The 24879-nt window shown below is 29.5% G+C and carries 20 protein-coding genes; 16 read left to right on the top strand and 4 right to left on the bottom strand.

Translation table 11 applies throughout. From position 1 onward, the window contains the following. Position 1: 1 nt before the first annotated feature. The 3 genes from CSPA_RS27655 to CSPA_RS27645 form a co-directional block, all read right to left on the bottom strand. Positions 2-439: a MarR family winged helix-turn-helix transcriptional regulator gene (locus tag CSPA_RS27655; RefSeq protein ID WP_015395714.1), complete on the bottom strand. Its 438-nt coding sequence runs from the start codon at positions 437-439 to the stop codon at positions 2-4. Between the two features lie 468 nt (positions 440-907). After that, positions 908-2218, bottom strand: coding sequence for an esterase/lipase family protein (locus CSPA_RS27650; protein ID WP_026106464.1), 1311 nt, complete (start codon positions 2216-2218; stop codon positions 908-910). Positions 2219-2466: 248 nt separating this feature from the next. Continuing rightward, on the bottom strand, positions 2467-3189 hold the full coding sequence (locus CSPA_RS27645; RefSeq protein WP_015395712.1) for an alpha/beta hydrolase: 723 nt from the start codon (positions 3187-3189) through the stop codon (positions 2467-2469). Positions 3190-3846: 657 nt separating this feature from the next. On the opposite strand from CSPA_RS27645, the gene CSPA_RS27640 reads away from it, so the two are divergent. The 6 genes from CSPA_RS27640 to CSPA_RS27615 all read left to right on the top strand — a co-directional run bounded on the left by CSPA_RS27640 (position 3847) and on the right by CSPA_RS27615 (position 12342). Further along, complete coding sequence (locus tag CSPA_RS27640; RefSeq protein WP_015395711.1) at positions 3847-5007, top strand: iron-containing alcohol dehydrogenase; 1161 nt, start codon at positions 3847-3849, stop codon at positions 5005-5007. A 523-nt stretch (positions 5008-5530) separates the two neighbouring features. Beyond that, positions 5531-6067: an HXXEE domain-containing protein gene (locus tag CSPA_RS27635; protein ID WP_015395710.1), complete on the top strand. Its 537-nt coding sequence runs from the start codon at positions 5531-5533 to the stop codon at positions 6065-6067. 347 nt (positions 6068-6414) lie between these two features. Beyond that, positions 6415-8130 (top strand): methyl-accepting chemotaxis protein, encoded by a 1716-nt coding sequence (locus tag CSPA_RS27630; protein WP_015395709.1) that lies wholly within the window; start codon positions 6415-6417, stop codon positions 8128-8130. A gap of 177 nt (positions 8131-8307) precedes the next feature. Beyond that, positions 8308-8763 (top strand): LytTR family DNA-binding domain-containing protein, encoded by a 456-nt coding sequence (locus CSPA_RS27625; RefSeq protein WP_015395708.1) that lies wholly within the window; start codon positions 8308-8310, stop codon positions 8761-8763. 1 nt (position 8764) lies between these two features. Next, on the top strand, positions 8765-9463 hold the full coding sequence (locus CSPA_RS27620; RefSeq protein WP_015395707.1) for a LiaF transmembrane domain-containing protein: 699 nt from the start codon (positions 8765-8767) through the stop codon (positions 9461-9463). A gap of 275 nt (positions 9464-9738) precedes the next feature. Next, a complete protein-coding gene (locus CSPA_RS27615) occupies positions 9739-12342 on the top strand; it encodes a family 43 glycosylhydrolase (protein WP_015395706.1) in 2604 nt (867 codons plus the stop codon). 205 nt (positions 12343-12547) lie between these two features. On the opposite strand, the gene CSPA_RS27610 is transcribed toward CSPA_RS27615, so the two are convergent. Then, positions 12548-12892, bottom strand: a complete 345-nt coding sequence (locus CSPA_RS27610) for a winged helix-turn-helix transcriptional regulator (protein WP_015395705.1) — start codon at positions 12890-12892, stop codon at positions 12548-12550. Positions 12893-13357: 465 nt separating this feature from the next. On the opposite strand from CSPA_RS27610, the gene CSPA_RS27605 reads away from it, so the two are divergent. The 10 genes from CSPA_RS27605 (at position 13358) to CSPA_RS27560 (ending at position 24849) form a co-directional block, all read left to right on the top strand. Further along, positions 13358-14266, top strand: a complete 909-nt coding sequence (locus tag CSPA_RS27605) for a PhzF family isomerase (protein WP_015395704.1) — start codon at positions 13358-13360, stop codon at positions 14264-14266. Positions 14267-14732: 466 nt separating this feature from the next. Beyond that, on the top strand, positions 14733-16634 hold the full coding sequence (locus tag CSPA_RS27600) for an endonuclease MutS2 (RefSeq protein ID WP_015395703.1): 1902 nt from the start codon (positions 14733-14735) through the stop codon (positions 16632-16634). 420 nt (positions 16635-17054) lie between these two features. Next, on the top strand, positions 17055-17240 hold the full coding sequence (locus CSPA_RS27595) for a plasmid mobilization protein (protein ID WP_015395702.1): 186 nt from the start codon (positions 17055-17057) through the stop codon (positions 17238-17240). Positions 17241-17470: 230 nt separating this feature from the next. Further along, complete coding sequence (locus CSPA_RS27590) at positions 17471-18364, top strand: ParM/StbA family protein (RefSeq protein WP_015395701.1); 894 nt, start codon at positions 17471-17473, stop codon at positions 18362-18364. Then, positions 18357-18623 carry a hypothetical protein gene (locus tag CSPA_RS27585; protein WP_015395700.1) on the top strand — a complete coding sequence of 89 codons (267 nt, stop codon included), beginning with the start codon at positions 18357-18359 and terminating at the stop codon, positions 18621-18623. The genes CSPA_RS27590 and CSPA_RS27585 overlap by 8 nt, the downstream gene beginning before the upstream one ends. Positions 18624-18754: 131 nt before the next feature. Then, positions 18755-19825, top strand: coding sequence for an N-acetylmuramoyl-L-alanine amidase family protein (locus CSPA_RS27580; RefSeq protein WP_015395699.1), 1071 nt, complete (start codon positions 18755-18757; stop codon positions 19823-19825). A gap of 225 nt (positions 19826-20050) precedes the next feature. Next, entirely contained in the window at positions 20051-20482 is a 432-nt protein-coding gene (locus tag CSPA_RS27575) for a MarR family winged helix-turn-helix transcriptional regulator (RefSeq protein ID WP_015395698.1), read from the top strand. 51 nt (positions 20483-20533) lie between these two features. After that, entirely contained in the window at positions 20534-22273 is a 1740-nt protein-coding gene (locus tag CSPA_RS27570; protein ID WP_015395697.1) for an ABC transporter ATP-binding protein, read from the top strand. Continuing rightward, on the top strand, positions 22260-24194 hold the full coding sequence (locus tag CSPA_RS27565) for an ABC transporter ATP-binding protein (protein ID WP_015395696.1): 1935 nt from the start codon (positions 22260-22262) through the stop codon (positions 24192-24194). The genes CSPA_RS27570 and CSPA_RS27565 overlap by 14 nt, the downstream gene beginning before the upstream one ends. A gap of 181 nt (positions 24195-24375) precedes the next feature. After that, positions 24376-24849 (top strand): hypothetical protein, encoded by a 474-nt coding sequence (locus CSPA_RS27560; protein WP_015395695.1) that lies wholly within the window; start codon positions 24376-24378, stop codon positions 24847-24849. The last annotated feature ends 30 nt before the right edge of the window (positions 24850-24879 follow it).

Genomic DNA, 24879 nt, shown 5'->3' with positions numbered 1-24879 from the left:
ATTAGCGCCTTCTCTCTTCAAAAACACTGCTCACTTTTAGGCATAGCTCAGCAAAAAGTTTTTGTTCACTTGGAGTTAAGGCAGAGGATGCAATTTCAGCTAAATGTTCATGACCTTTTTTTATTTCTTTTAAAAACTTGAAACCTTTATCTGTTAATATTGTCCATAGTGTCCTTGCATCGTAATCGCTTTTTTCTTGTTTTACATATCCCATATCTTTAAGAGCTTTTAATCCCTTAGATATTTTAGAACGTGAAACACCTAAGTTAATACTTAATTCTGCAGGGCGACTTCCATTTGTGTGATATAAGGATTCTAATAAATCATATTGAAACCAAGAAATATTCTCTGTATTTATCGTATTCCTTTCGGCAACAAGTTCACATTGAAGCCTCGATAATCCCTCTTCTAATTTAGAAGTATATAATTGTTTGTTCATAAAGTAAGTATCTCCTTGATATTTATAAAAGTAGTTTCTTTATGGAAACTATTTTAACATTTTTGCAAGATGATTGCAATATGGAAACTATTTTTTAATAGAGCACTAAGAAGTAATTCAAAGAGCTGCGAGTTTAATCTCGGAGTTAACAAAAAAGGTTTTAAAATAAATTTTAAGACAACAGAAAAGAACGCCCCATCAGACCAAGATTAAGCGTTCATAATTCTGTAAGTATTATATAAATCTAATAGCCCTAAACCTAAAAAACGTTCTAGGGAAAGTTAGTGTTACCAGCACTAACTTTTTCTTATTTATATTATATCACATTATGAGACAAGTGATATTTTACTTGCTGAGAGTACTAAGCATAGGACCGCAACTTTTCAAGTGACTAGGTTGCAGTCTTTTTAATTGTAATAGAAAATTATTATATATAATTATTAATCAAAATATATTATTTTGAATTAATTAAGATGGAAGTTGGTTTAGCATTTTAGCTAAATCTATAAACTTGTCTTGAAGAACTTTCCTATAAATTGGGTTATCTTGAGATACTACTTCAATATGATCTACGTCATCTATTACTCCCATATAATTCCACACCCCTTTTTCAGGAGTAGAGTCTGGGTCATAGTTTACAATTTTATCTTTAGATCCTTGATGAGGAGCTATAGCAGATATAACACTGACTATGCCGTCATTTGGCCACCAACTACTGTCCACTTTAACTTGTGCTCCAGTGGTAGTTGTATATTGTCCCATAAATATGGAACTTTTTAAAAGTAGAGGATCCATGTTAATATTAGGAATTTGATGTTTGGTTAATGAATCTTCATGTGTGTCTAAACAAGAGATAGAGAAATAGTAAATATCACTTTGTGCTTTAACCCAGCTGTTTAATTCTTTAGCACCTTCTTGTGATAAATCCCATATGCTTAAATCTTTAGTTTGCTTCCAAAGATTACTGTTAAACACTCGATGGACATAACTATCAAAAGATTCATAGGATTGCTTTTTTAGTCCCCATTGATCCATTCTAAAATCGAAGCAAGGATTATCAGAATGAGTCACTCCAGTAGCTGCTGCTATAGCAGCGAAAAATTTATGATAATGTGGTTCTAAAGTGTCTTTTTTTTCATCCTCTTGACTTCCATCATGAGGAGTTGCTATTGTGGTAATGCTTTCAATCCAATGATGATTTCCTGCAAGTAATGGACTTATATCAGTAGTGTTGTGCTTTATTTCATTAGGATCACCATTTTCTAATAATTGAGCTAATACTCTTATTGTCTCTCCACCCATACTGTGACCAATTAAATGTATTTTTTTTAATCCATTTTTACCTTCAGTTCCTAGTTCAGGATAAACTCCAGGATAAGTTCTTCCATAGCGCGAATGGCCAGCTTTGTTTGAATGTTCTTCGCCATAGTCTACTGTACCACCTTTTAGATATGCATATAATTCACAAGCTCTATCCCAGTTACTAGATATGGAACCGATAGTTGGAGTAAATACAGTATATCCCTTTTCAGTTAACAGATCTTTTAAACTGTTATGTCCTCCCCAATAATTTATTCCAAAAAGTTCATCATTTCCCCATCCAAATAACCCGTGAACCATTACTATAGGATAATTATTATCTAATTTGTAAGAAGATGAACTTGTACTAGAATTTTCAGAGTTATCAGTTACAGCAAAAGATTTGGTTGAAGGAGCAAATGCTAGTAGCGTAATTGATAACATTAAAGTTAAAAAATTTTTTATATGTTTTCTCATCATAAAACCCCCATTAATTAATATTATACTGACAAGTATAATATAGCACTATTTATATATTTAGCACAAAAATGTAAAATACTGTAATTAATAAAGCAAGTCATTGTACTGATTAGTATAAGTAAAAAGCTTTAAATTCCTTAAAATTAGTACGCTTTTCTTTATGTCTTCTCCAAAAGACTCCATGTATGAAAAAATTATATAAAAAGTATAGTTCTCAAAAGGAAATATTTAAGTTTATTGAACAATCGTTAAAGGTGCATTAACCATAACAAGCCTTTAATGAATCGTTGAGTGATTTCTGTAAAATGGCCTCCATTATTCCATTCTAATAATACATTTTCTTTGGACGTAAGTTGTTCTGATAATATATCATAAGTTTTTCTAGTATTATCTCCAACTATGGACATACGTTTATTTCGACTTCGCTCTTCATTATTGCCAAGAGAAAGATATACTTTAGCCTTAGAATTTGGAGGTGAATTTGAAGTTATAAATTCAATCCAGTTATCATACCATAATGAACCAGAAAGACAGCCTATTTTACCAAAGATTTCAAATTTATAAAGGCTGTATAAAGTAGCAAGGCCAGCTAGAGAATAGCCAATAAGTATAGTGTTTTCAGAATCAGCTTTTGTCTTATAGTTCTTATCCATGAAAGGTTTAATAATATTGAAAAGAACATTAAGATATTCAGAGGCATTGCCACTAAAAGCGTCCATGTTTTTTCCTAAGGCTGGTGCAGGCCATGGAGAAAAATCCTTGTTCCAATCTTTTGATTCTATGTTTAAAAGAATAAAGGAATTGCAGTCTATATTAAAATGGGGTTCGATGGAGCTTATTATTTCTTCTATATTACTTCCACCATTTACATAGACTACAGGATAATTAGCATTATTTTTATTGTAGTCTGGTGGAAGATATAATGAGCAATTATATTCATCTATGTTTAAATTTTCAATGATTCCATTCATACATTTATATTTACTCCTTAAAAGATTTTATAAAATTTGTTAGACATATTAAGTTGTAAGTAGCCAAAGCTTATTATTTTTATTGCGTTAAGTGAAAAGTTAAATTCGTGATTTAGATAAGGCATTGAAAATGCAACACTAAATTCAAATTTAGATGATAAAATAAGTTAGCTAAATGCCAAATAATGCAGTTATTTTATCATTATAAGCATATTTGGGCATCAGAAATAGGTAGCCGAACTTTCTGTGCAAGACTAAATTCCGCCTACCTTATTATTTGCAATACTAAATTCTTGAACTTAGTATTCTGCTATAAGATATGATATAAATAACACAACGGCAATAGAATGTCAATGGTAAGACGAACAGCAGAACTGCATATACGGTTTTTTTCAATAGTTCTATTTAGATAATTAGGAAATAGTTAAGCCACTACCAGGATCAATCATCTCAAATGCATGATAAAAATAGTTCAACTAGATTTATGTGCAAGACTAACTTCTTGTAAGATGAATTTACTATTGCAATCATGAAGTTACTTTTTCATTTTAGCCCAGAAATTAAAAATTTTTATTGACCTTGAGTTAACTCTAAGGAGTATACTTTTAATTGTAAAGATAAACGCAATAAATTGCGTGTGTAAGAGGAGGAAAAGAAATGGAGAATTTTAGATTTAATGCATATACAGAGATGCTTTTTGGAAAGGGACAAATAGAGAAGCTTCCAGAGGTTTTAAAAAGATATGGTAAAAATATATTACTTGCATATGGTGGTGGAAGTATAAAAAAGAATGGACTCTATGATACTATCCAAAAGCTATTGAAAGATTTTAATATTGTTGAATTAAGTGGTATTGAACCAAATCCAAGAATTGAAACTGTAAGACGTGGAGTTGAACTTTGCAGAAAAAATAAAGTAGATGTTATTTTAGCTGTTGGTGGAGGGAGTACAATAGACTGCTCAAAGGTTATAGGGGCAGGTTATTATTATGCTGGAGATGCATGGGACCTTGTAAAAAATCCAGCTAAAATAGGTGAGGTTTTACCAATAGTGACAGTTTTAACAATGGCAGCTACTGGTTCTGAAATGAATAGAAATGCTGTTATTTCAAAGATGGATACAAATGAAAAGCTTGGAACAGGATCACCTAAGATGATTCCTCAAACTTCTATTTTAGATCCAGAATATTTGTATACATTGCCAGCAATTCAAACAGCTGCAGGTTGTGCTGATATTATGTCACACATATTTGAACAATATTTTAATAAAACTACAGATGCTTTTGTACAAGATAAATTTGCGGAAGGTTTGTTGCAAACTTGTATAAAATATTGCCCTGTTGCTTTAAAGGAACCAAAGAATTATGAAGCTAGAGCAAATATAATGTGGGCTAGTTCAATGGCTCTTAACGGACTTTTAGGAAGTGGGAAAGCTGGAGCTTGGACTTGTCATCCAATAGAACATGAATTAAGTGCATTTTATGATATAACTCATGGAGTAGGTCTTGCAATTTTAACTCCAAGTTGGATGAGATATATCTTAAGTGATGTAACAGTTGATAAGTTTGTTGACTATGCTGTTAACGTATGGCATTTAGAACAAAAAGAAGATAAATTTGCTCTTGCAAATGAAGCAATAGATGCAACAGAAAAATTCTTTAAAGCTTGTGGTATTCCAATGACTTTAACTGAACTTGGAATAGATAAAGCAAACTTTGAAAAGATGGCAAAAGCTGCAGTAGAACATGGTGCTTTAGAATATGCATATGTTTCATTAAATGCCGAGGATGTATATAAAATTTTAGAAATGTCCCTTTAAGATAAATATAATTATTTAACAGTCTTATGAAAAAACGAGATAATAGAAAAAGTAGGAATTGGAAATCAAATTAAGTATATTTTAAAATAGTAAGAAAGAATTAAGAGCGACGATGAAAAATAAACATTAATTAGAAATATAAGAAAGCTAATTTCAAATTGTTTTATTTAGTGATACTAGGATGTATTAATTGTATATATTATCTATACAATTAATACATCCATTATTATATAACTCTCAAATAGTAAGGTAATTGTAATATAAATAGAATATATAAGGCATACATTAGAATATTAATATATAAATTTAATCAAAAATAGATAATTTATAGGTATATAATAATATGAATGCCATACAATCGCAGTAAAATGTAATATTAACTATACGGGAAATAATAATTTGTTATAGTAACAATATATTTAGCTGAATGTTATAATTAGCATATAAGCACACTATGATGTAATTTTTGTCTATAATAATACATGGAAATAACATATATAATGGCTTTTATGGGAGGATAAAGATGGATAATATGAAAGTAATAGTATGGCTGTTTCCTATGCTTTTTATATTTCATGATTTTGAAGAAATAATTTTTATGCAATCGTGGATCTGTAAGAATAGGGGATACTTAATTGAAAGATTTCCTACCTTATCAAAAAGGCTATTATCTCATTTTGATAATATTACAACGTCATCTTTTGCATTTGGCGTAGCAGAAGAATTTATTTTGATTAGCATAATCACAGTTATTTCTTATCTTACAAATTGGTATACCTTATGGGTAGGATTATTTATTGCATTTACTTTACATTTGGTAATACATTGTATGCAAACCTTAATATTAAGAAAATATGTTCCAGCTATTATTACAAGTATTATTTGCTTACCTATATGTATTTATGTAATTATGCATATAATATTATTATTTCAGTTTGATACTATTATTTTGTATTCTATTTTGGCTTTAATGTTAATGTTGATTAATTTAGTTTTTATTCACAAAGGGATGGATATATTCAACGAATGGTTAGTTAAATATGAACGACAAAGCAAATAGAAAATTAAATTTTAGTAAAATTGGAGTTAAGAGAAGTCATTTAAGGCTTCTCTTAAAAATTTGTTCAATTATCAATTATATAATAAAGCATAATTAAAATTTATAAATAAATCTAAATGTAAATTCATATACATATTTATACAATTGTGATAGAATTATTAAAGGGAAAATTATCAAAAAATATAATATAATACATAAAATTGTAGTAAAAGTTATTATAGATATGATTTGTAATTTTACCAAGCAAAATTTAAACTATCAGTTGTGTAAGGACAGTTATTTTATGGGTTGAAGTAAATTACATGACTAAAAAAAATAATTTAAAATATAAAAAGGAGTAGTATTGAATGAATTTATTTATTAATCTAGGTGTCAAGAAGAAACTAATTTCAGTATTTTTTGTTATTTGCATTTTTATAATTGCAATAGGAGCAGAAGGAATATTAAGCTCTGCAAAAATAAATAGTAATGCAGAAAGCATGTACAAAAATAATTTAATGTCCATTGAAAATTTAGGAGAAATAAAAGGTAATATTAATGATATGAGAGCTACCTATAATAGGTTGGTTTTTGAAAGGGATAAAACAAAATTGGATGACTATGTAAAGGTCATAACGGATATAGACAAGAAAAATGATCAAAGTATGAGTGCGTACGAAAAATTAATTACGGATTCAGAAGAGAAAAAAACATATGCTGATTTAAAAAGTGACTTAGCAAAATATGTTGAGATTAGGAATAAAACAATTGAGCTTGCTAGGGCTGATAACTATGATGAAGCAATCAAAATTAGTAATGGTGATCTAACTACAATTAAAAATTCTTTACTGGGGAATATACAAAAAAGTATTGATGCAAATAAAAAAGTTGCAGAGCAAGTTAATCAAAATAATACAACCCAGTTTAATAGTGTTAGAAACTTAACAATAATCTATACAGCAGTATCATTTTTTATTATTTTATTTATGTCGTACATATTAAGTAAAAATATAATGGTTCCATTAAGAAAAATAAAAGAACTTGCAGAGAGACTAGCAGTTTATGATTTTTCAAGTCCAATTTTAATAACAAGAAAAGATGAATTTGGACAAACAGGTATGGCATTAAATAAGGCACAAGAAAATGTAAGTTCTTTAGTAAGAGCAATTATGGAAAATTCACAAGATTTAAGTGCAGCCTCAGAAGAACTTTCAGCAACTGTTGAAGAAATATCCTCTAAAGCAATTACAATAGACCAAGCAGTAAATAATATTGCAACTGCAATGCAGGAATCTAGTGCTACAAGTGAAGAAATAAGTGCTTCTATTCAAGAAGTAGATTCAAGTGTTAATATACTTTCATCAAAAGCCATGGAAGGAAGTAGCAATGCAAATCAATCGAAGGAAAGATCTATGGAAGTTAAAAATAATAGTCAAAAAGCAATTAAAGAAACTAGAGCAATATATATTGAAAAGCAAGAAAAGATGCAAAAGGCTATAGAAGATGGAAAAGTAGTAGATAGTATAAAGACTATGGCAGAAACAATTGGAAGTATTGCAGAACAAACAAATCTACTTGCTTTGAATGCAGCAATTGAAGCTGCGAGAGCAGGAGAGATGGGCAAAGGGTTTGCAGTAGTAGCAGAAGAAGTTAGAACACTGGCAGAGCAATCCTCTGAAGCAGTAATAAATATTCAAGACACTATTACTAAAGTTCAGTTAGCATTTAACAGTAGTATTAGTACAGGTGGAGACATGTTAGACTTTATAAATAAAAATGTTAATGAACAATTCAATAATTATAGTGAAGTTGGTAATACATATTATAAGGATTCAGATTTTGTAAGCAATATGTCTGAAGAAATTGCTGCTATGTCTGAAGAAATTACAGCTACTGTGGGTCAAGTCAGCCAAGCAGTTCAAACCATGGCTGAAACGTCACAAAAATCAAGTGAAGGAGCTGAAATGATAAAAGACAGTATGTATGAAACCACAAAAGCTATTGAACAAGTATCTTTAACAGCACAAAGTCAAGCAGAACTTGCTCAAAAACTTAATGATATGGTACAAGAATTTAAACTTTAGTAAAATGTGAATTAAGAGAAGTCCATAAGTGACTTCTCTTTAAATTTGTCACAATATAGTAAATTGTCATATCACCATAAAAAATATACCACTTACCAGCGATAACTAACCACTTACTGTTATTGCATTTACAAGGGAAAATTCATTGAATATAATGAGATTGTGGGGAGTGAAAATATGAAAATACGAATAGAAGTGGATAATAAAATTGAGGAAAATGAAGTAATTATTAAATGTAATGAACTAAATGAAGAAGTTAAAAACATTCAAGTCGTTCTGGGTGACATGTTATCAAGTAACAAGAGCTTAACTTTTTACAAAGGTGAAACTGAGTATTATTTATCATTAGAAGAAGTTTTATTTTTTGAAACTGAAGAAAGTGGTATTTGTGCACATACCACAGACAATATTTATAACGTAAAATATAAGCTTTATGAACTTGAGGAATTATTACCAGGATATTTTATGAGAGTTTCAAAATCGACAATTTTAAATACGAATCATATTTACTCCATAACCCGCAGTTTATCATCAGCAAGTAAAGTTGAATTTCAGAATACTCACAAACAGGTATATGTTTCAAGATATTATTATAAGCCATTAAAAATTAAATTATTAGAAAAGAGGAAGTAAGATGAAAAAAGAAAGAGTTTTTTGGGGAGTTTTATTTATAGTAGCTGGCATTTTCTTAGTTATTAGCAAACTTGGATATTTTGAAGGTGTGAATGCAATTAGTTTAATATTAACAGTTTTTTTAGTTTCAATTATTGTAAAAAGTGTACCACGTCTTAATTTTTCAGGTATCCTATTTCCAATTGCATTTATTGGGATAATATATGATAAACAATTAGGAATTACAGCTATTACACCTTGGACTATATTACTTGCAGCATTATTTGGTAGCATTGGTCTTTCAATGATTTTTAATAAACACGTTACTTTCCTTAAGCACAAGCATTTTTGTGAAGATTACAAGTTTGAGAAAATTGATGTTGAAGATGAAAGTCATGTTAGTTTTAGAAATTCTTTTGGAGAAAGCATAAAATATATAAATACAGATAAGTTTGAACAAGCAGATTTAAATTGTTCTTTTGGAGGTATGAAGGTTTATTTCGATAATGCTGTTATGAGCAATGAAACTGCGGTAGTAAGAATTGATGCTTCTTTTTCGGGAATAGAATTATTTGTACCAAGAACGTGGAAGATTGAGGATAGAACTCACGTATTTTTAGGTGGAATCAGTGAAAAGAATAAAAGTGATCAAATAAAAACAAATACTTTAATATTAGTCGGTGATATTAGCTTTGCAGGAGTAGAAATAATTTATATATAGTTTTTAATGAGATATAGGTTTAACTTTAATAGTTAAGCCTTTTTTGTGCATAAAAATATGAATAAATAAATATTTCATACTTTGGAAAAATATGTTTACTTTTATATAATTGAGATATAGAATATTATTATAAAGTTTATTAAAATAAAACACTATAAATCCCATTAAAACAAAGTTGATTTAAGTAAATATAAAATAAAGGAGGGAACGCAATAAAAGAAAAGGTTTACTGGACTAAAAGATTAACAATAAGAAATGGAAGTGAAGATATCATTATGAAAATAAGAAAATTAACATCGTATTTATTAGCAGGAATGATAGCTACAACAATAATTAGTCCTAAAATGGCATTTGCAGAAGAGACAACTCAAAATGTACAAGCATCTGCCAATATTGAAAATAAAGTAACAATAGCAGCAAAGGAAAGAGTATCTGTCCATGATCCATCTATAGTGAAGGATGGGAATGAATATTATGTATTTGGATCTCATATAGAAGCTGCAAAATCTAAAGATCTGCAGAATTGGACTAAGTTTACCAATAGTTATACTACTCCTAATAATACTCTTTTTGGAGATTTGTCTAAAAACCTAGCAGGGTCTTTTGCATGGGCAGGTGAAAACGATTCTGATAGTTATGGTGGATATTCTGTATGGGCACCTTGTGTTTTTTGGAATAATGATTATATAAATGCAGATGGAACAAAAGGAGCATATATGATGTATTATTGTACATCTTCAACCTATAAACGTTCTGATATAGGGTATGCTGTAGCTAAAAATATTGAGGGACCATATACTTATATAGATACTATTATATATTCAGGGTTTACTAAGGGCGATGCCTATGATAGTAAAAGTACTAAAAATACAAATTATATAAATACAAATATTAAAAAACTTATTGATAATGGTACATTATCAGGAGTAAATTCAAATTGGTTTGCAAATGATGGTGCTTATAATACAAGTTATGCTCCAAATGCTATTGATCCAGAATTGTTTTATGATAAGGATGGAACACTATGGATGAATTATGGTTCATGGTCCGGCGGTATATATATGTTACAAATAAATAAAGAAACAGGTAAAGCAATATATCCAGGTCAAGATAAGAATGCAGATTCTGTTAATCCTACTGATAGATATTTTGGAACTAGAATAGCTGGAGGATATACTAAGTCTGGTGAAGGTTCAGAAATTGTTTATGATAAAGAAAATGGTTATTATTATCTTTACATGTCTTATGGTGGTTTAGCTGCAAATGGTGGATATAATATTAGATTGTTCAGAGCTAAAAATTCAAATGGACCATATTTAGATGAAGCAGGGAATAATGCAGCTCTATTAGGAAATGTTGATAATACCTATTGTGGAATTAAGCTTATTGGTAACTACAAATTTGATTGTTTAGATGTAGGATATAAGTCAGCAGGTCATAATTCATCCTTTATAGATTCAGATGGTCAAATGTACCTAATTTATCACACAAGATTTAATAATGGAACAGAAGAACATCAAGTAAGAGTTCATCAAATGTTTATTAATGAAGAAGGATGGCCTGTAGTTGCACCTTATGAATATAATGGAGACAAGATATATACAAGTGGTTATTCAAAAGATGATATAGTTGGTTATTATCAATTTATCAATCATGGCAGTGAGAATAGTTCGAAAATGTTGAATACAGTAACTGCAAAATTGAATTCTGATAACACAATAACTGGTGATATAACGGGTACTTGGAGTGTGAAAAATGGTTCATATTATATGGATGCAACAATAGCTGGAGTGACTTATAAGGGGGTGTTCTTTAAACAACAAGATGAATCTAAATATGAAAATAAAGTAATGACTTTTACTGCTGTTGGCAGCAATAATCAATGTATTTGGGGCAGCAAGATTAAATTAAATGATAAGCAAGCAGTAGAATTTGCAGCAAAAGCTTTAGAAAGTTCAATTCCTAATACTACAAAAACAAATATAACATTACCAAAAACAGGAGCACTTGATACAACAATTTCTTGGTCTTCAAGTAATAAAAATTCCATAGATGTTGATGGAAAAATTAAGCGTACAGGTAATGATGAAAGTACAATATTAACAGCAAAAATAACTAAAGGACAAGCGGTTTATACTAAAACATTTTCTGTTACTGTTAAAGGTAAATTAGCTAATATAAGTGAAACACCAATTTATAAATTTGATTTTGAAAAATTAAATAGTTTAAGTGAGGTTTCGAATAGTGGAAGTAAGAATGGAAATGCAATATTAAAAGGTTCAGCCTCTATTGTTAAAGATCAAAATAGAGGGAAAGTTCTTAACATTACAAATAATAAAGGTGCCATTAAAGCTAATTATTTAGCTTTACCAACTGATACCTTCAGCAAAATTACAGATAGAGGTTATACAGTAGGTATGTGGGTAAATGTTAATACTAGTGATAGCAATTATTGGGAGCATAGCGCATTGTTTGAAGCAAACGGAGGTGGACAAGGCAAATATCCTGTTACAAGAATAAGTGCAAATCTTTATGGAAGGATTAATGCTAATGGATCCTATACAGATGCAACAGAAATTTCAGAAGGATTAAAGGTCAATACTTGGGAATATGTAACTTATACAGTAAATTCTAAAGGAATTCATGTGTATGTAAATGGAAATGAAGTTGGAAGTGCCCAAAAAGATTTAGCTGCATGTTTTAAAGATGATTTCCTTTCAAATATGAAGGACGTTAGAGTTGGAAGTGGAGATATTTGGTCAGATACAGATATAGCAGCTGCAAAGTTTGATAATATAGCTATTTATAATACTTCATTAACAGATGAAGAAGTAGAAGCACTATATAATCAAGAAGCTTCAGAAACTGTAGGAAAATAGGATGTTTAATAATCACAGTTTGAATTAAGGTATTGAGGTAGGACTAAAAATACTGATAAATAAAGAGTAACATACATACGGGGATATGCATGTTACTCTTCATTATTTAAATATTTATGGGGTAAATATTTATGAAAAAAAGATTTTATCAATTCTATGTTTTTATTATAATTCTCTAATGTGTCAAATTAATGACAAATTAAAATTAATACATATATTTTTTACCCCAAATACATAATTCATTTAAGATATTTTCTAAAGATTTTCCTCTATCTGAAGGGGTATATTCTACTTTGGGTGGTATTGTGGCATAAGCAATCCTATTAATAAGACCATCAGCTTCAAGATTTTTTAATTCTTGAGCGAGGATTTTATGGCTTATGTTAGGGATAGATTTTTTTAATTGACCATATCTTACACAACTTGTTTTTAGAATATGCCATAAGATTATGGCTCTCCACTTACTTCCAATCACAGTCATAGCAAAACCTATTGAACAATTAAAATCCTTCTGTCTTTTTTCTTGATTTGGAAATAGTTCTTTATTCATATATTTTTAATCCTTCTTTCTAAATGGTAAGTATATGATTAAAAAGTGCGTACTTGTTTGTAGGTTGATGTAAAATTATAATTAATTATATAGATATACAAATGAATAATCAAACTTATAAATGGAATATGTATACACTCTTGAGAAATTAAAATTACTAAACTACACTAGAAATATGATACATTTTTTTCTGGAGCAGGCATGTGAAATTGAGCTGTGATGGTTATTAGTGGAAGGTTGTTCCACTTTCTGCTTGTCATAAATTTACTTTAGGAACATGCAGAAATGGGGGCAACCTTCCACTTAGAACCCATCCAGCGAAAATTTCACTAGTCCTGCGGAAGATAAATGGATCATATTTCGGTAAGTTCCGCCTATGTATAATTCTTGCTTTGGATATCTATATATGGATATTAATTTCTATGAATTAAAAAATGACTTTCATTATAAAATAGGAGGGAAATCATGATAAGAAAATATAATTTATATCAAATTGATTCATTTACAAAAGAAAAGTTTACTGGAAATCCAGCAGGTGTTATAACAAATGCAGATGGTTTAAGTGAATTTGAAATGCAGAAAATTGCTAGAGAACTTAATAACTCTGAAACAGCTTTTATATTTTCTTCAGATAGTAATGAATATGAAGTTCATTTACGTTATTTTACGCCTATGAAGGAAGTTCCTATATGTGGACATGCGACTATTGCAGCTCATTATGCACGTGCAATTGAAAAAAGATTAGATACTTCACGGATATATCATAAGACAGGAGCAGGAATTTTGCCTGTAGATATAATAAGAGAAAATGAAGATTATAAAATTGTTATGACACAAGGGGAGATTGAGTTTGGTAATGTAATTGAAGGTAGGAATAAAGAAGAACTTTTAGCAGCGCTGAATATTAAACCTAGTGATTTATTGGAAAATTATAAAATTCAAATTGTATCAACAGGTCACTCTAAGGTTATGGTTGGAATAAAAAGCATTGAAACTTTAAATGCTTTGCAGCCTAATTATGATGCACTTTCTAAGCTTAGTGAAACTATTAAATGTAATGGATATTACGTTTTTACAGTGACAGAGGATAGTGATATTTTAGTAAATGGTAGAATGTTTGCGCCTGCAATAGGGATTAATGAAGATCCTGTTACAGGTAACGCTAATGGACCTTTGGGAGCATATCTTGTTCATTATAATCTCGTTGAACACGATGGTTCTATATTAAAATTTAAGGCTAAGCAGGGTGAAGCTATTAAGAGACAAGGAATTATTGAAGTTGAGGTGAAAATAGAAAATAATGAGCCTGCTGAGGTTAAGATTTCAGGAGAGGCTGTAATAATATTTAAATCAGAATTAGTATTAAATGATTGAAGAATTATTCGTTTAGTGCTAATATGTAATTAATTTAATAGTGAAAGGAGAAATTTTTGTGAGTGAGGTAGTTTTTAATTAAGTAATTAAATAAGAGTCTTAAAAATAATGAGAAATGTTATGAAGATATTTATGTTCAAAAATATGCTTTTTGAATGTTTATTAGTCGTACAAATAATTATTGACTAAGGCTTATACTTAATAAACACTATTCACAAAAATTCTTATTATATAAGTTCTAATTAAGAAAGTTCATAATTTAGTTGGTTGCCTTACCCAACCACTCTAATATAATAATTAAATCTTAATGAAGAAAATTTTTTAGAACATATATAGAGATTAAGAAATTTATGGCTATAGGTGAATTATGTTTGCTTATGGCTTTTTTTGTGTAAATTTAATATAGGTACTATGAAGTATAGCTTATCTTCTTAACATTCATAAAATTGATTGTAGGAGAAGAAAAATGAATAATAAAACTTTAGAAAAATTACATTTTGATAAATTAAAAGAAATTGTTAAAGCTTATTGTATAAGCAGTTTAGGTAAAGAACTTATAGATAAATTAACACCTAGTACGGATTTAAAGCAGGTAAATAGAAGACTTGAAGAGACTTCAGAAGGAAGAAGGCTTTTAGATGCATCTTATCATATACCACTTGAAGGTGTAGCAAATATTAATCCATTATTAGATAAGATAGATAAAGGCGCAGTGCTAGAGCCTACAGAATTATTAGTTATTGGAGATTTTTTAAGGGGAAGCCGAAAAATAAAATCATTTATAAAAAATAAAGAGGGATATGCTAAAACCTTAGCAGCTTATGGAGAGAGTATTACTGAATTAGAATTTATAGAGGAGGAAATTAATAAATCAATAAATGGAAGCAGAGTTGATGCAGGAGCAAGTAAGGAATTAAAGAAAATAAGAAACCACATTGATATTTGTGAAGGGAAAATAAAAGAAAAACTTAATAAATTTATAAAAAATCCTAGTAACAAAGAGTTTATTCAAGAGTATTTTATAAGTCAAAGAAATGGTAGATTTACAGTACCAATAAAAGCGGGATATAAAAATATTGTACAGGGGACCATTGTTGAAGCATCTGCTAAAGGAAATACAGTATTTGTTGAACCATATGCCATAGAGAAATATTCTTCAGAATTGAATATTTTAAAGGCAGAGGAAAGTATTGAAGAATATAAAATATTAGCAACAATAACAGATATGATTTATGGAAATATTCGAGAATTAAAAATCAATATTGAGGTGATTTCAGAATTTGATATGATAATGGCAAAAGCAAAATATAGTAGAGAAATAGGTGGAATAAAACCAAAGTTAAATGAAATTGGGTATATTAATATAAAAGATGGCGTTTATCCATTAATAAATAATCCAGTACCACTTAATTTTAAAATTGGAGATGAATATAGGAGTTTAATTATTACAGGTCCTAATGCAGGTGGCAAAACTGTTGTTTTAAAAACAATTGGTCTTTTGATTTTGGCTGTACAGAGTGGGCTTCATATTAGGTGTAATGTGGAAAGTGAAATATCTATCTTTAAGAAAATATTAATAGATATAGGGGATGAACAAAGCTTGGAGAATGCTTTAAGTACATTTTCCTCTCATGTAAAAAACTTAAGTGAAATATTAAGGGAGAGTAATAAGAGTACGTTATTATTATTAGATGAGATAGGAAGTGGAACAGAGCCAAATGAGGGGGCAGCACTTGCTATAGCAATTTTAGAGGAGTTTTATCAGATGGGATGTATAACTATTGCTTCAACACATTATGGAGAGATAAAAAACTTTTCGCAAAAGCATCCACATTTCCAAAATGCTGCAATGGAATTTAAATTAGACACATTAGAACCTTTATATAAGCTTCACATAGGTCAATCTGGAGATAGTAATGCTTTATATATTGCAAGGAAAATGGGAATTAGTGAAAAAATAATAGAAAAAACTAAAGGATATATTGAAAATAAAAATTATAACTATGATACGTTGAATGAGAGTAAAGTAAATAAAACTAAGAAGGAAATAAATACAGACTCATTCTATCAATATGAACGTGGGGATAAGATACGTTTATTAGATAAAAATTTAATTGGTATTGTATATGAAGAAATGGATAAAGACAATAATCTTATAGTAATGATTGATAAAAATAAAGAATTTATCAAAGTCAACTATAAAAGGATAAAGCTTGAGATGAAAGCTGAAGAACTTTATCCAGAAGGCTATGATTTAAACCAATTGTTTGTTGAATACAGAGAAAGGAAATTAGAACATGATATTAATAGAGGATCTAAAAAGGTAATAAAACGATTGTTAAAAGAAGGAAGAAAAATTAAAAATTAAAATGTGCATTAGTAAATAAATATAATTATTATTTTGATAGTTTAGTAAGGAAATGAATAGTTTTGGATCGAAGAGATACTTTTAGCTAGGTATCTCTTTTTTTATTGTCTGGAAAGGATAAAACTTTTGAATTTTGAAAAGCAGTTATACCAAGGGTTAAGAGGAACTTGGTTTGTAAAAATGTGATTAAGAGTGAGCGTGGCGTAGCCACTTTTGTTTAGTTTAACTTTTGAGGCTAGGCTGTAAATTGAAAATTAATTAAAACTATTTGTATTAAATTTAGTATTACGAAAGAAGTCGATAAATTTAATAATATTTAAACAATGATTTTACAAAATATGTAAAAAAGTTGTGATAATGTATAAGTTGTATTTAATGTATATATTGTTATTACATTATATAAATTAGGAGGAGAGTGCTATGAAAGATGCAACCATAATGCTTAGAGTTACAACAGAACAGAAGCAGGCTATAAAACGAATGGCCCGGCAGCAAGGTATGACAATTACTGAATTTATTCTATTTAATATGATGAAATCAATAAGTGAAGTTGAATTATCTAAATTAAATGGTAAGATCCCTTTGGGTTCTAATCCAAATGAGTGAGAGGAATAGGTGAGTTTGTATATAAAATATAGACAAGCAATACAATATATGCAAATATGCGTGACATAATGTTTATCTAAGTAAGGAGATGCTTGTACAAAGGCTGTATGAAAGACGTACAAAAGAATATAAAGTGTGCACTTATTTTATAAATAAATATATTTAAGGAAAAAGTGGTATAAGCGCCATAAAAAAGTAGTCTAATTGATTAAAAAGAGGAGGATTAAAAAATGAGAATTAGTGCAGATATAGGTTATAATACGACTAACTTTATTGGACATAGTATGGAAGGCTCTTTTTCGTCTACAGTGAAAGAAAAGATACATGAATTGGAAACAGCAAAATATACAGTAGAGTATAATAACAAAACATATTTAATTGGTAATGATGACGGGTTTACTAGTACTGAGCAAACTAGAGATAAAGACATTATTTTTCATATTTGCTTATATACAGCTATAGCAGCTACTATGACTTCTACTATAGATAATAATGTCAGGGTTGTAACTGGACTTCCAGCACAATTTTTTGCTGAACAAAAAGGTTCCTTAATAAAAGCTCTTGAAAATAGAAGAGTGTTTATGAAGCTCAATGGAGAAAGCAGGAGTTTTACAATTACTAAAGTAGTTGTATTTCCTCAATCAGCAGGCTTATTTCTATATGATAAATCTTTAGTTGAACGGGATACTTTAGTAGTAGATATAGGCGGTGGTACCTTAGATATTGCGTACATGAGCAATGGACAGTTTAAAGAAGGAAGAACATATCCATTAGGGGTGAACTCGACTTATGATGTTCTGCTTCAGGAGTTATCAAAGTATGGGGTAAACTATTCTAATCGCATGAAAGCAGAGCAAATAATTGCAGATAAAAGTATATTTGTAGAAGGTAGAGATGTGAATGTAGAAAAAGATATAGATAATATATTAAATCTAAGAGCAGGAGAAATAGTAAATGCTGTAAAGCAAGCATTTCCGGAGCAGTCAAAATATTCTAGGTTTGTTTTTATTGGTGGAGGGGCTTTATTACTTAAAAATTACTTAAATGAATATAAGGTGTTGGATGATGCTCAAATGATTAATGTTAAAACTTATGACATAATAGGTAAGAGCAAAAATGTGTAAAAAAATAAAAACTACGATTACATTAGCACCTCATATTAAAGAATTTGCATCAAAAGAAGCAAAGTCACTCGGCTTAGATTTTTCTGCATATTTAACAATATTAATAGCTGAAAAAATGAGAGCCACAATGCTTACTTCACCAGTAAGAAATACAACAGAAGATGATAATGCAAAGGATGAAATAGCTTTAGATAACAAACAAAGCATTACAATAGATAGTGAACAAGAGAATGAAATAGATAGACTATTACAGTGGTAAAATATATAATGAAAGATGGGGAATACCTTAGTTAGATAAATTTTGCTTATATAAGTATTTTGAAAATGATTATGTATCAAAAGTAAATAATCTAATAGTATAGTCTTCAATTGCTTAGGGGAGGGGAACTTATGAAAAGATTAATAGCATGTTTTTTGTTTACAGCTGTTTTTTTGACATCTATAATATTAATTCCAAATAATCAGATAGCATTTGCAGCAGGAAAAAAGGTAGTAGTTATAGATCCAGGACATGGAGCTGGAGGAAACAGCGGATATGAACTTCAGTCACCAGATTCGAATATAACCAAAATCAAAGATGGTGGAGGAACTCAAGGAGTTGCAACTGGTGTTCCAGAGTATGCAGTTACCTTGAAAGTTGCAAATAAGTTAAAAGCTCTATTGGAGCAGAATAACTTTACTGTAATAATGACAAAGACTCAGGATTCAGAAGCTCCAGGGAATATTGAGAGAGCAGAAGTTGGAAATAACAATAATGCGGATTTAGTTATTAGATTACATTGCGATGGAATTGACAATCAAAACATAACTGGAGCCTCAATGCTTGTTCCAGCACCAGTTGGATATGCATCAAGTATTAGTGGCGTAAGTGCAGAATATGGACAAACTATATTAGATAGTTTAGTTGCAAGTGCAGGTATGAATAATAAAGGTGTGGTTCAAAGAAGTGATTTGACAGGTTTTAATTGGTCTAAGGTACCTGTAGTATTGGTGGAAATGGGATTTATGTCTAATCCACAAGAAGATAGATTATTAAATGATGATAGCTATGAAAATAAATTATCTCAAGGTTTATGTAGTGGAATAGTAAAATGCCTAAATAAGACTAAATTAGGTTGGAATCAAAATAATGTAGGCTGGTGGTACTGCACAGATGTAGATAATGGATATTATTATACAGCAGATAATGGCTGGAAAGCTATAAACGGTCAGTGGTATGTTTTTAATGCCTCTGGCTATGCATTAGAGAATACATGGTATACTGATTCCAATGGACATAAATATTATTTAGATTCAGATTGTATGAGAGTAAATGGAGTAAAAGATAAGCCTAGATGGATGCATATAAATGGTTCTGATTATGCCTTTAATGAAGAAGGTCAGTTATATGTAGACTGTACAACTCCAGATGGCTACAAGGTAGACAAAAATGGAGTGTACATAATAGATAAAGAAAAATAAATATTAATGCTAAAAATATAAAAAAATTATTTTAATAATAAAAGACGTGTTGAAATGTTTTCATATAGATTTCAGCACGTTTTTTTGTTATATTAAAAAATTAGATCTTAATTATTTTGAATCGTTTACTGTGAAATACACGTATTTTAGGGAGGTTGACAAAAATTAATATTGAATATAGAATAAAAATAGTTAGAAACCTAACAAACTAATAGGAGAATGAGTATGGAAAAAGAAGTACACCTTGGAAAGAAAATAAATATATTAGCTAAAAGAATACATAGAGCAATTGATAAAGAAGCTTCTAAATATGGAATTACAGGGGTTCAGGGGAGAATTCTTGGTTTTATAAACCATAATTCTAAGAACAGAGATATATTTCAAAAGGATATAGAAGAAGAGCTTGATATTAGACGTTCATCAGTAACAAGCGTATTACAACTTATGGAGAAAAATGGATTTATAGAAAGAGTAAGTGTATCTGAAGATGCACGACTTAAAAAGTTAATAATTACAGAAAAGGGAGCAAGAATTCAAAAAAGTGTATATGATTTTATTTTAGATTTTGAAAAATCATTTAGGGATGAGTTAAGTGAAGCTGAAATGAATATGTTTATTTCTTTGCTTGATAGACTCTCTAATAAGATAAGTGAATAATTGATATTTTTTTAAACTAGTAGTTAGAAACCTAACAAAAGGAGGATTATTATGATAAAAAGATTAGCTAGTTATATAGCTGAATTTAAAAGAGACACAATGTTAACACCATTATTTGTTGCATTAGAAGCAATAATGGAAACAATTATTCCAGTATTAATGGCATCGATAATTGATAATGGAGTAAATAAAAGTAATATGAAATATGTATGTATCTATGGAGCTATAATGCTCGGTGCATCATTTCTATCCCTTGCATGTGGTGTTTTATCAGGAAAATTTGCTGCAAGTGCATCAACTGGTTTTGCTAGAAATTTGAGAAGAGGAATGTATTACAATATACAAGATTTTGCATTTTCAAATATAGACAAGTATTCCACAGCTGGACTTATAACAAGACTTACAACAGATGTAACAAATGTTCAAAATGCGTTCCAAATGTTAATAAGAATGTTTGTAAGAGCTCCATTTATGCTTATTTTTGCAATGGCAATGAGTTTTTATATTAATGCAAGATTGGCTTTAGTATTTTTGGGAGCAATTATTTTCTTAGGTTTTGTATTATACTTTGTAATGACAAAAGCACATCCATATTTTATGGAAGTTTTTAAGAAGTATGATGATTTGAATGCTAGTGTACAAGAAAATTTAACTGCTATTAGAACTGTAAAGGCTTTTGTCAGAGAAGAACATGAAACAAATAAGTTTTATAAAGCTTCTGAAACTTTGTACAATTTTTTTATAAGAGCTGAAAAATTAATAATAATTAATGGACCAGCTATGCAATTTGCAGTTTATAGTTGTATTTTACTTCTTTCATGGCTTGGAGCAAAAATGATTGTTGGAAGTTCAATGACAACTGGTGAGCTTATGAGTATGTTTGCTTATACAACAAATATTATGATAAGCCTTATGATGATGTCTTTTGTTTTTGTAATGGTAATTATGTCAAAATCATCTGCAGAAAGAATTATTGCAGTATTAGATGAGAAAAGTGATTTAACTAATCCAGAAAATCCAATATATGAAGTTAAAGATGGAGCAATCACATTTAATGGCGTAAGTTTCTCGTATAGTAAAGACAAAGATAAGTGTGTATTGGAGGATGCTAATATAAAAATCAATTCAGGTGAAACTATAGGAATTATTGGAGGAACGGGTAGTGCAAAATCTACATTAGTTCAACTAATTCCAAGATTATACGATACAACAAGTGGAACTGTTGAAGTTGGTGGAATTGATGTTAAAAAATATGATATTGAAACTCTTAGAGATGAAGTTTCAATGGTATTACAAAAGAATGTATTATTTTCAGGAACTATAAAAGAAAATTTAAGATGGGGAAAGAAAGATGCATCTGATGACGAAATAATTGAAGCATGCAGACAAGCACAAGCTGAAGAATTTATAGAAACTTTACCTGATAAATATGATACTTATATTGAACAGGGTGGAAGCAATGTATCTGGAGGACAAAAACAAAGATTATGTATAGCAAGAGCACTTCTTAAGAAACCTAAAATATTAATTTTAGATGATTCAACAAGTGCAGTAGATACTAAGACGGATGCTTTAATTAGAAAGGCATTTAAAGAAACAATTCCAGATACTACAAAGATTATTATTGCACAACGTATTTCTTCAGTGGAAGATGCAGACAGAATTATAGTATTAAATGATGGTAAAATAGATGGCTTTGGATCTCATGATGAGTTATTGAAAAACAATGCTATATATCGTGAAGTCTACGAATCTCAAGTGAGGGGAGCTGATAATAATGAGTCAAAATAATGCTAAGCCAAAAGTAGTTCGTGGACCAGGTGGACGTGGTGGACACGGACCTGCTAAAATGAGTAAAAATTCTTTAAAGACTTTAAAAAGATTGCTGATTTACATACTAAAGGAATACAAGTTTTTATTTAGTATGGTAATAATAACTATAATTATAAGTTCTCTTGCTAATGTTTATGGAACAACCTTTATAAAAGACTTAATAGATAAGTATATAACACCATTATTAGGACAAAGTTCTCCTGATTTTGGACCATTACTTGAAATGATGGCTATGATGGCGTTTGTTTATTATGTTGGTGTTATAGCAACCTATGCATATAGCCGTATGATGATGTATATTTCTCAAGGATCTCTTAAAAGGATAAGAGATGATATGTTTTCACATATGGAAGCATTGCCAGTTAAATTCTTTGATACACATGCTCATGGAGATGTAATGAGCCTCTACACAAATGATACTGATGCCTTAAGACAAATGATCAGCCAAGGTGTACCTCAATTATTATCAGCAATTATAACAGTAATTGGCGTACTTATTGCTATGATTCGTTTAAGTTTACCCCTAATTGTAGTTGAAGCATTAATTATATTATTAATGTTTAAAGTTACTAAAACTATTGGTGCTAAAAGTGGAAAATACTTTGGACTTCAACAAAAGGATTTAGGTGCAGTTAATGGTTATATAGAAGAAATGATGGAAGGACAAAAAGTTGTTAAAGTATTCTGTCATGAAGAAGAAGCTAAAATTAACTTTGATAAGTTAAATGATGAACTTTGTAATAGCGCGAATAATGCAAATAAATATGCTAATGTTTTAATGCCTATCATGGGTAATATAGGATATATAAATTATGTTTCAGTTGCTATAGTTGGATCAATTTTGGCTATAAATAGTTTTTGGGGATTTACTTTAGGCGCTCTTGCAACCTTTTTACAATTAACAAGAACCTTTAGCCAAACCGTAAATCAAATGTCGCAACAATTTAATTTTGTAATAATGGCTTTAGCTGGAGCAGAACGTATCTTTACTCTTCTTGATGAAAAGAAAGAAATGGATGAAGGCTATGTAACTTTAGTTAATGCAAACGAAGATGAAAATGGAAACCTAACTGAAGCTAAAAAACGTACTGGAATCTGGGCATGGAAACATCCTCATGAAGATGGTACAACTACATACTCTAAGCTTAATGGAGAAGTAGTATTTGATGATGTGGATTTTGGTTATAATGATGAAAAAATCATACTTCATAACATAAAACTTTATGCAAAACCAGGACAAAAGATTGCCTTTGTTGGAGCAACAGGTGCTGGTAAGACTACAATTACAAACTTAATAAATAGATTTTATGATATACAAGATGGAAAGATTAGATATGATGGAATAAATATAAACAAAATCAAAAAAGATGATTTAAGAAGTTCACTTGGAATAGTACTTCAAGATGCTCATCTTTTTACAGGAACGGTTGCAGATAACATTAGATATGGTAAACTTGATGCTACAGATGAAGAAGTACATGCAGCAGCAAAGTTAGCAAATGCAGATCAGTTTATTAAGCATCTTCCAAAAGGATATGATACAGTCTTAACTGGAGATGGAGGCAGTCTTTCACAAGGGCAAAGACAATTATTAACTATAGCAAGAGCTGCTATAGCAGATCCACCTGTATTAATACTAGATGAAGCAACATCAAGTATAGATACAAGAACAGAAAAAATAGTTCAAGATGGTATGGATAAGTTAATGAATGGAAGAACAGTTTTTGTAATTGCCCACAGACTTTCAACAATTAAAAACTCTGATGTAATTATGGTACTAGATCAAGGTAGAATAATTGAAAGAGGAAATCATGATGATTTAATTGAAGAAAAAGGTAAATACTATCAATTATATACTGGAGCATTTGAATTATCATAAATTTATTGATTTTAAATTTGGAAAAAATCTTAAATTTTAGATTAAATATTACTAGAATAATGTGACATTTCACAAAATACTGAAATTCGTAGATTTTAGCTTAAATAATAGACTTGAAAATATTTTCAAATACTTTAAAATAGTTATTATAACGATAATAGTATAGTGGGGTGGCAGAAAAATGGAAGTTGTTTTAGAACAATTTATTGCATCGGATAAACCAAAAAGAATTAGTAATATGTTTAAAAATTTAGCAATTGCCTTTGGAGTAATTGCACTTATGCTCATATTTGCATCACTTATAATAGCAATAGCATTAGCAATAGTAGCTGCTGCATTTTTTGTTGGAAGTTACCTTATGTATATAGATTATGAATATGAATTGTTTAATGGTGATATTACTGTAACAAAAGTGTACAATGCAAGCAGAAGAAAAATTGCTCAAAAAATTGATAGAACTGAAGTTAGAAGAGTATATTTAACTGAGAGAAAAGATGCTTTAAAAAAAGGTGCAACAGCATATTATAATAGTAATATAAATGGATTGAACATATATACTTTTGAGTTAAACAACAATAAAGTAGTTCAATTAGCGCTAAATGGAGAGATGGAAAAGATAGTTAAAATAGTTTATATCCAAAAGATGAATCGTTAAAATAATTTAAATTTTTTATACCATTAGCTT

The organism is Clostridium saccharoperbutylacetonicum N1-4(HMT) (genome assembly GCF_000340885.1).
In the GTDB taxonomy this organism is placed as follows: Bacteria; Bacillota; Clostridia; order Clostridiales; family Clostridiaceae; genus Clostridium; species Clostridium saccharoperbutylacetonicum.
The sequence above is the reverse complement of the archived record's forward strand: the minus strand, read 5'-3'. Positions and strand labels throughout refer to the sequence as shown.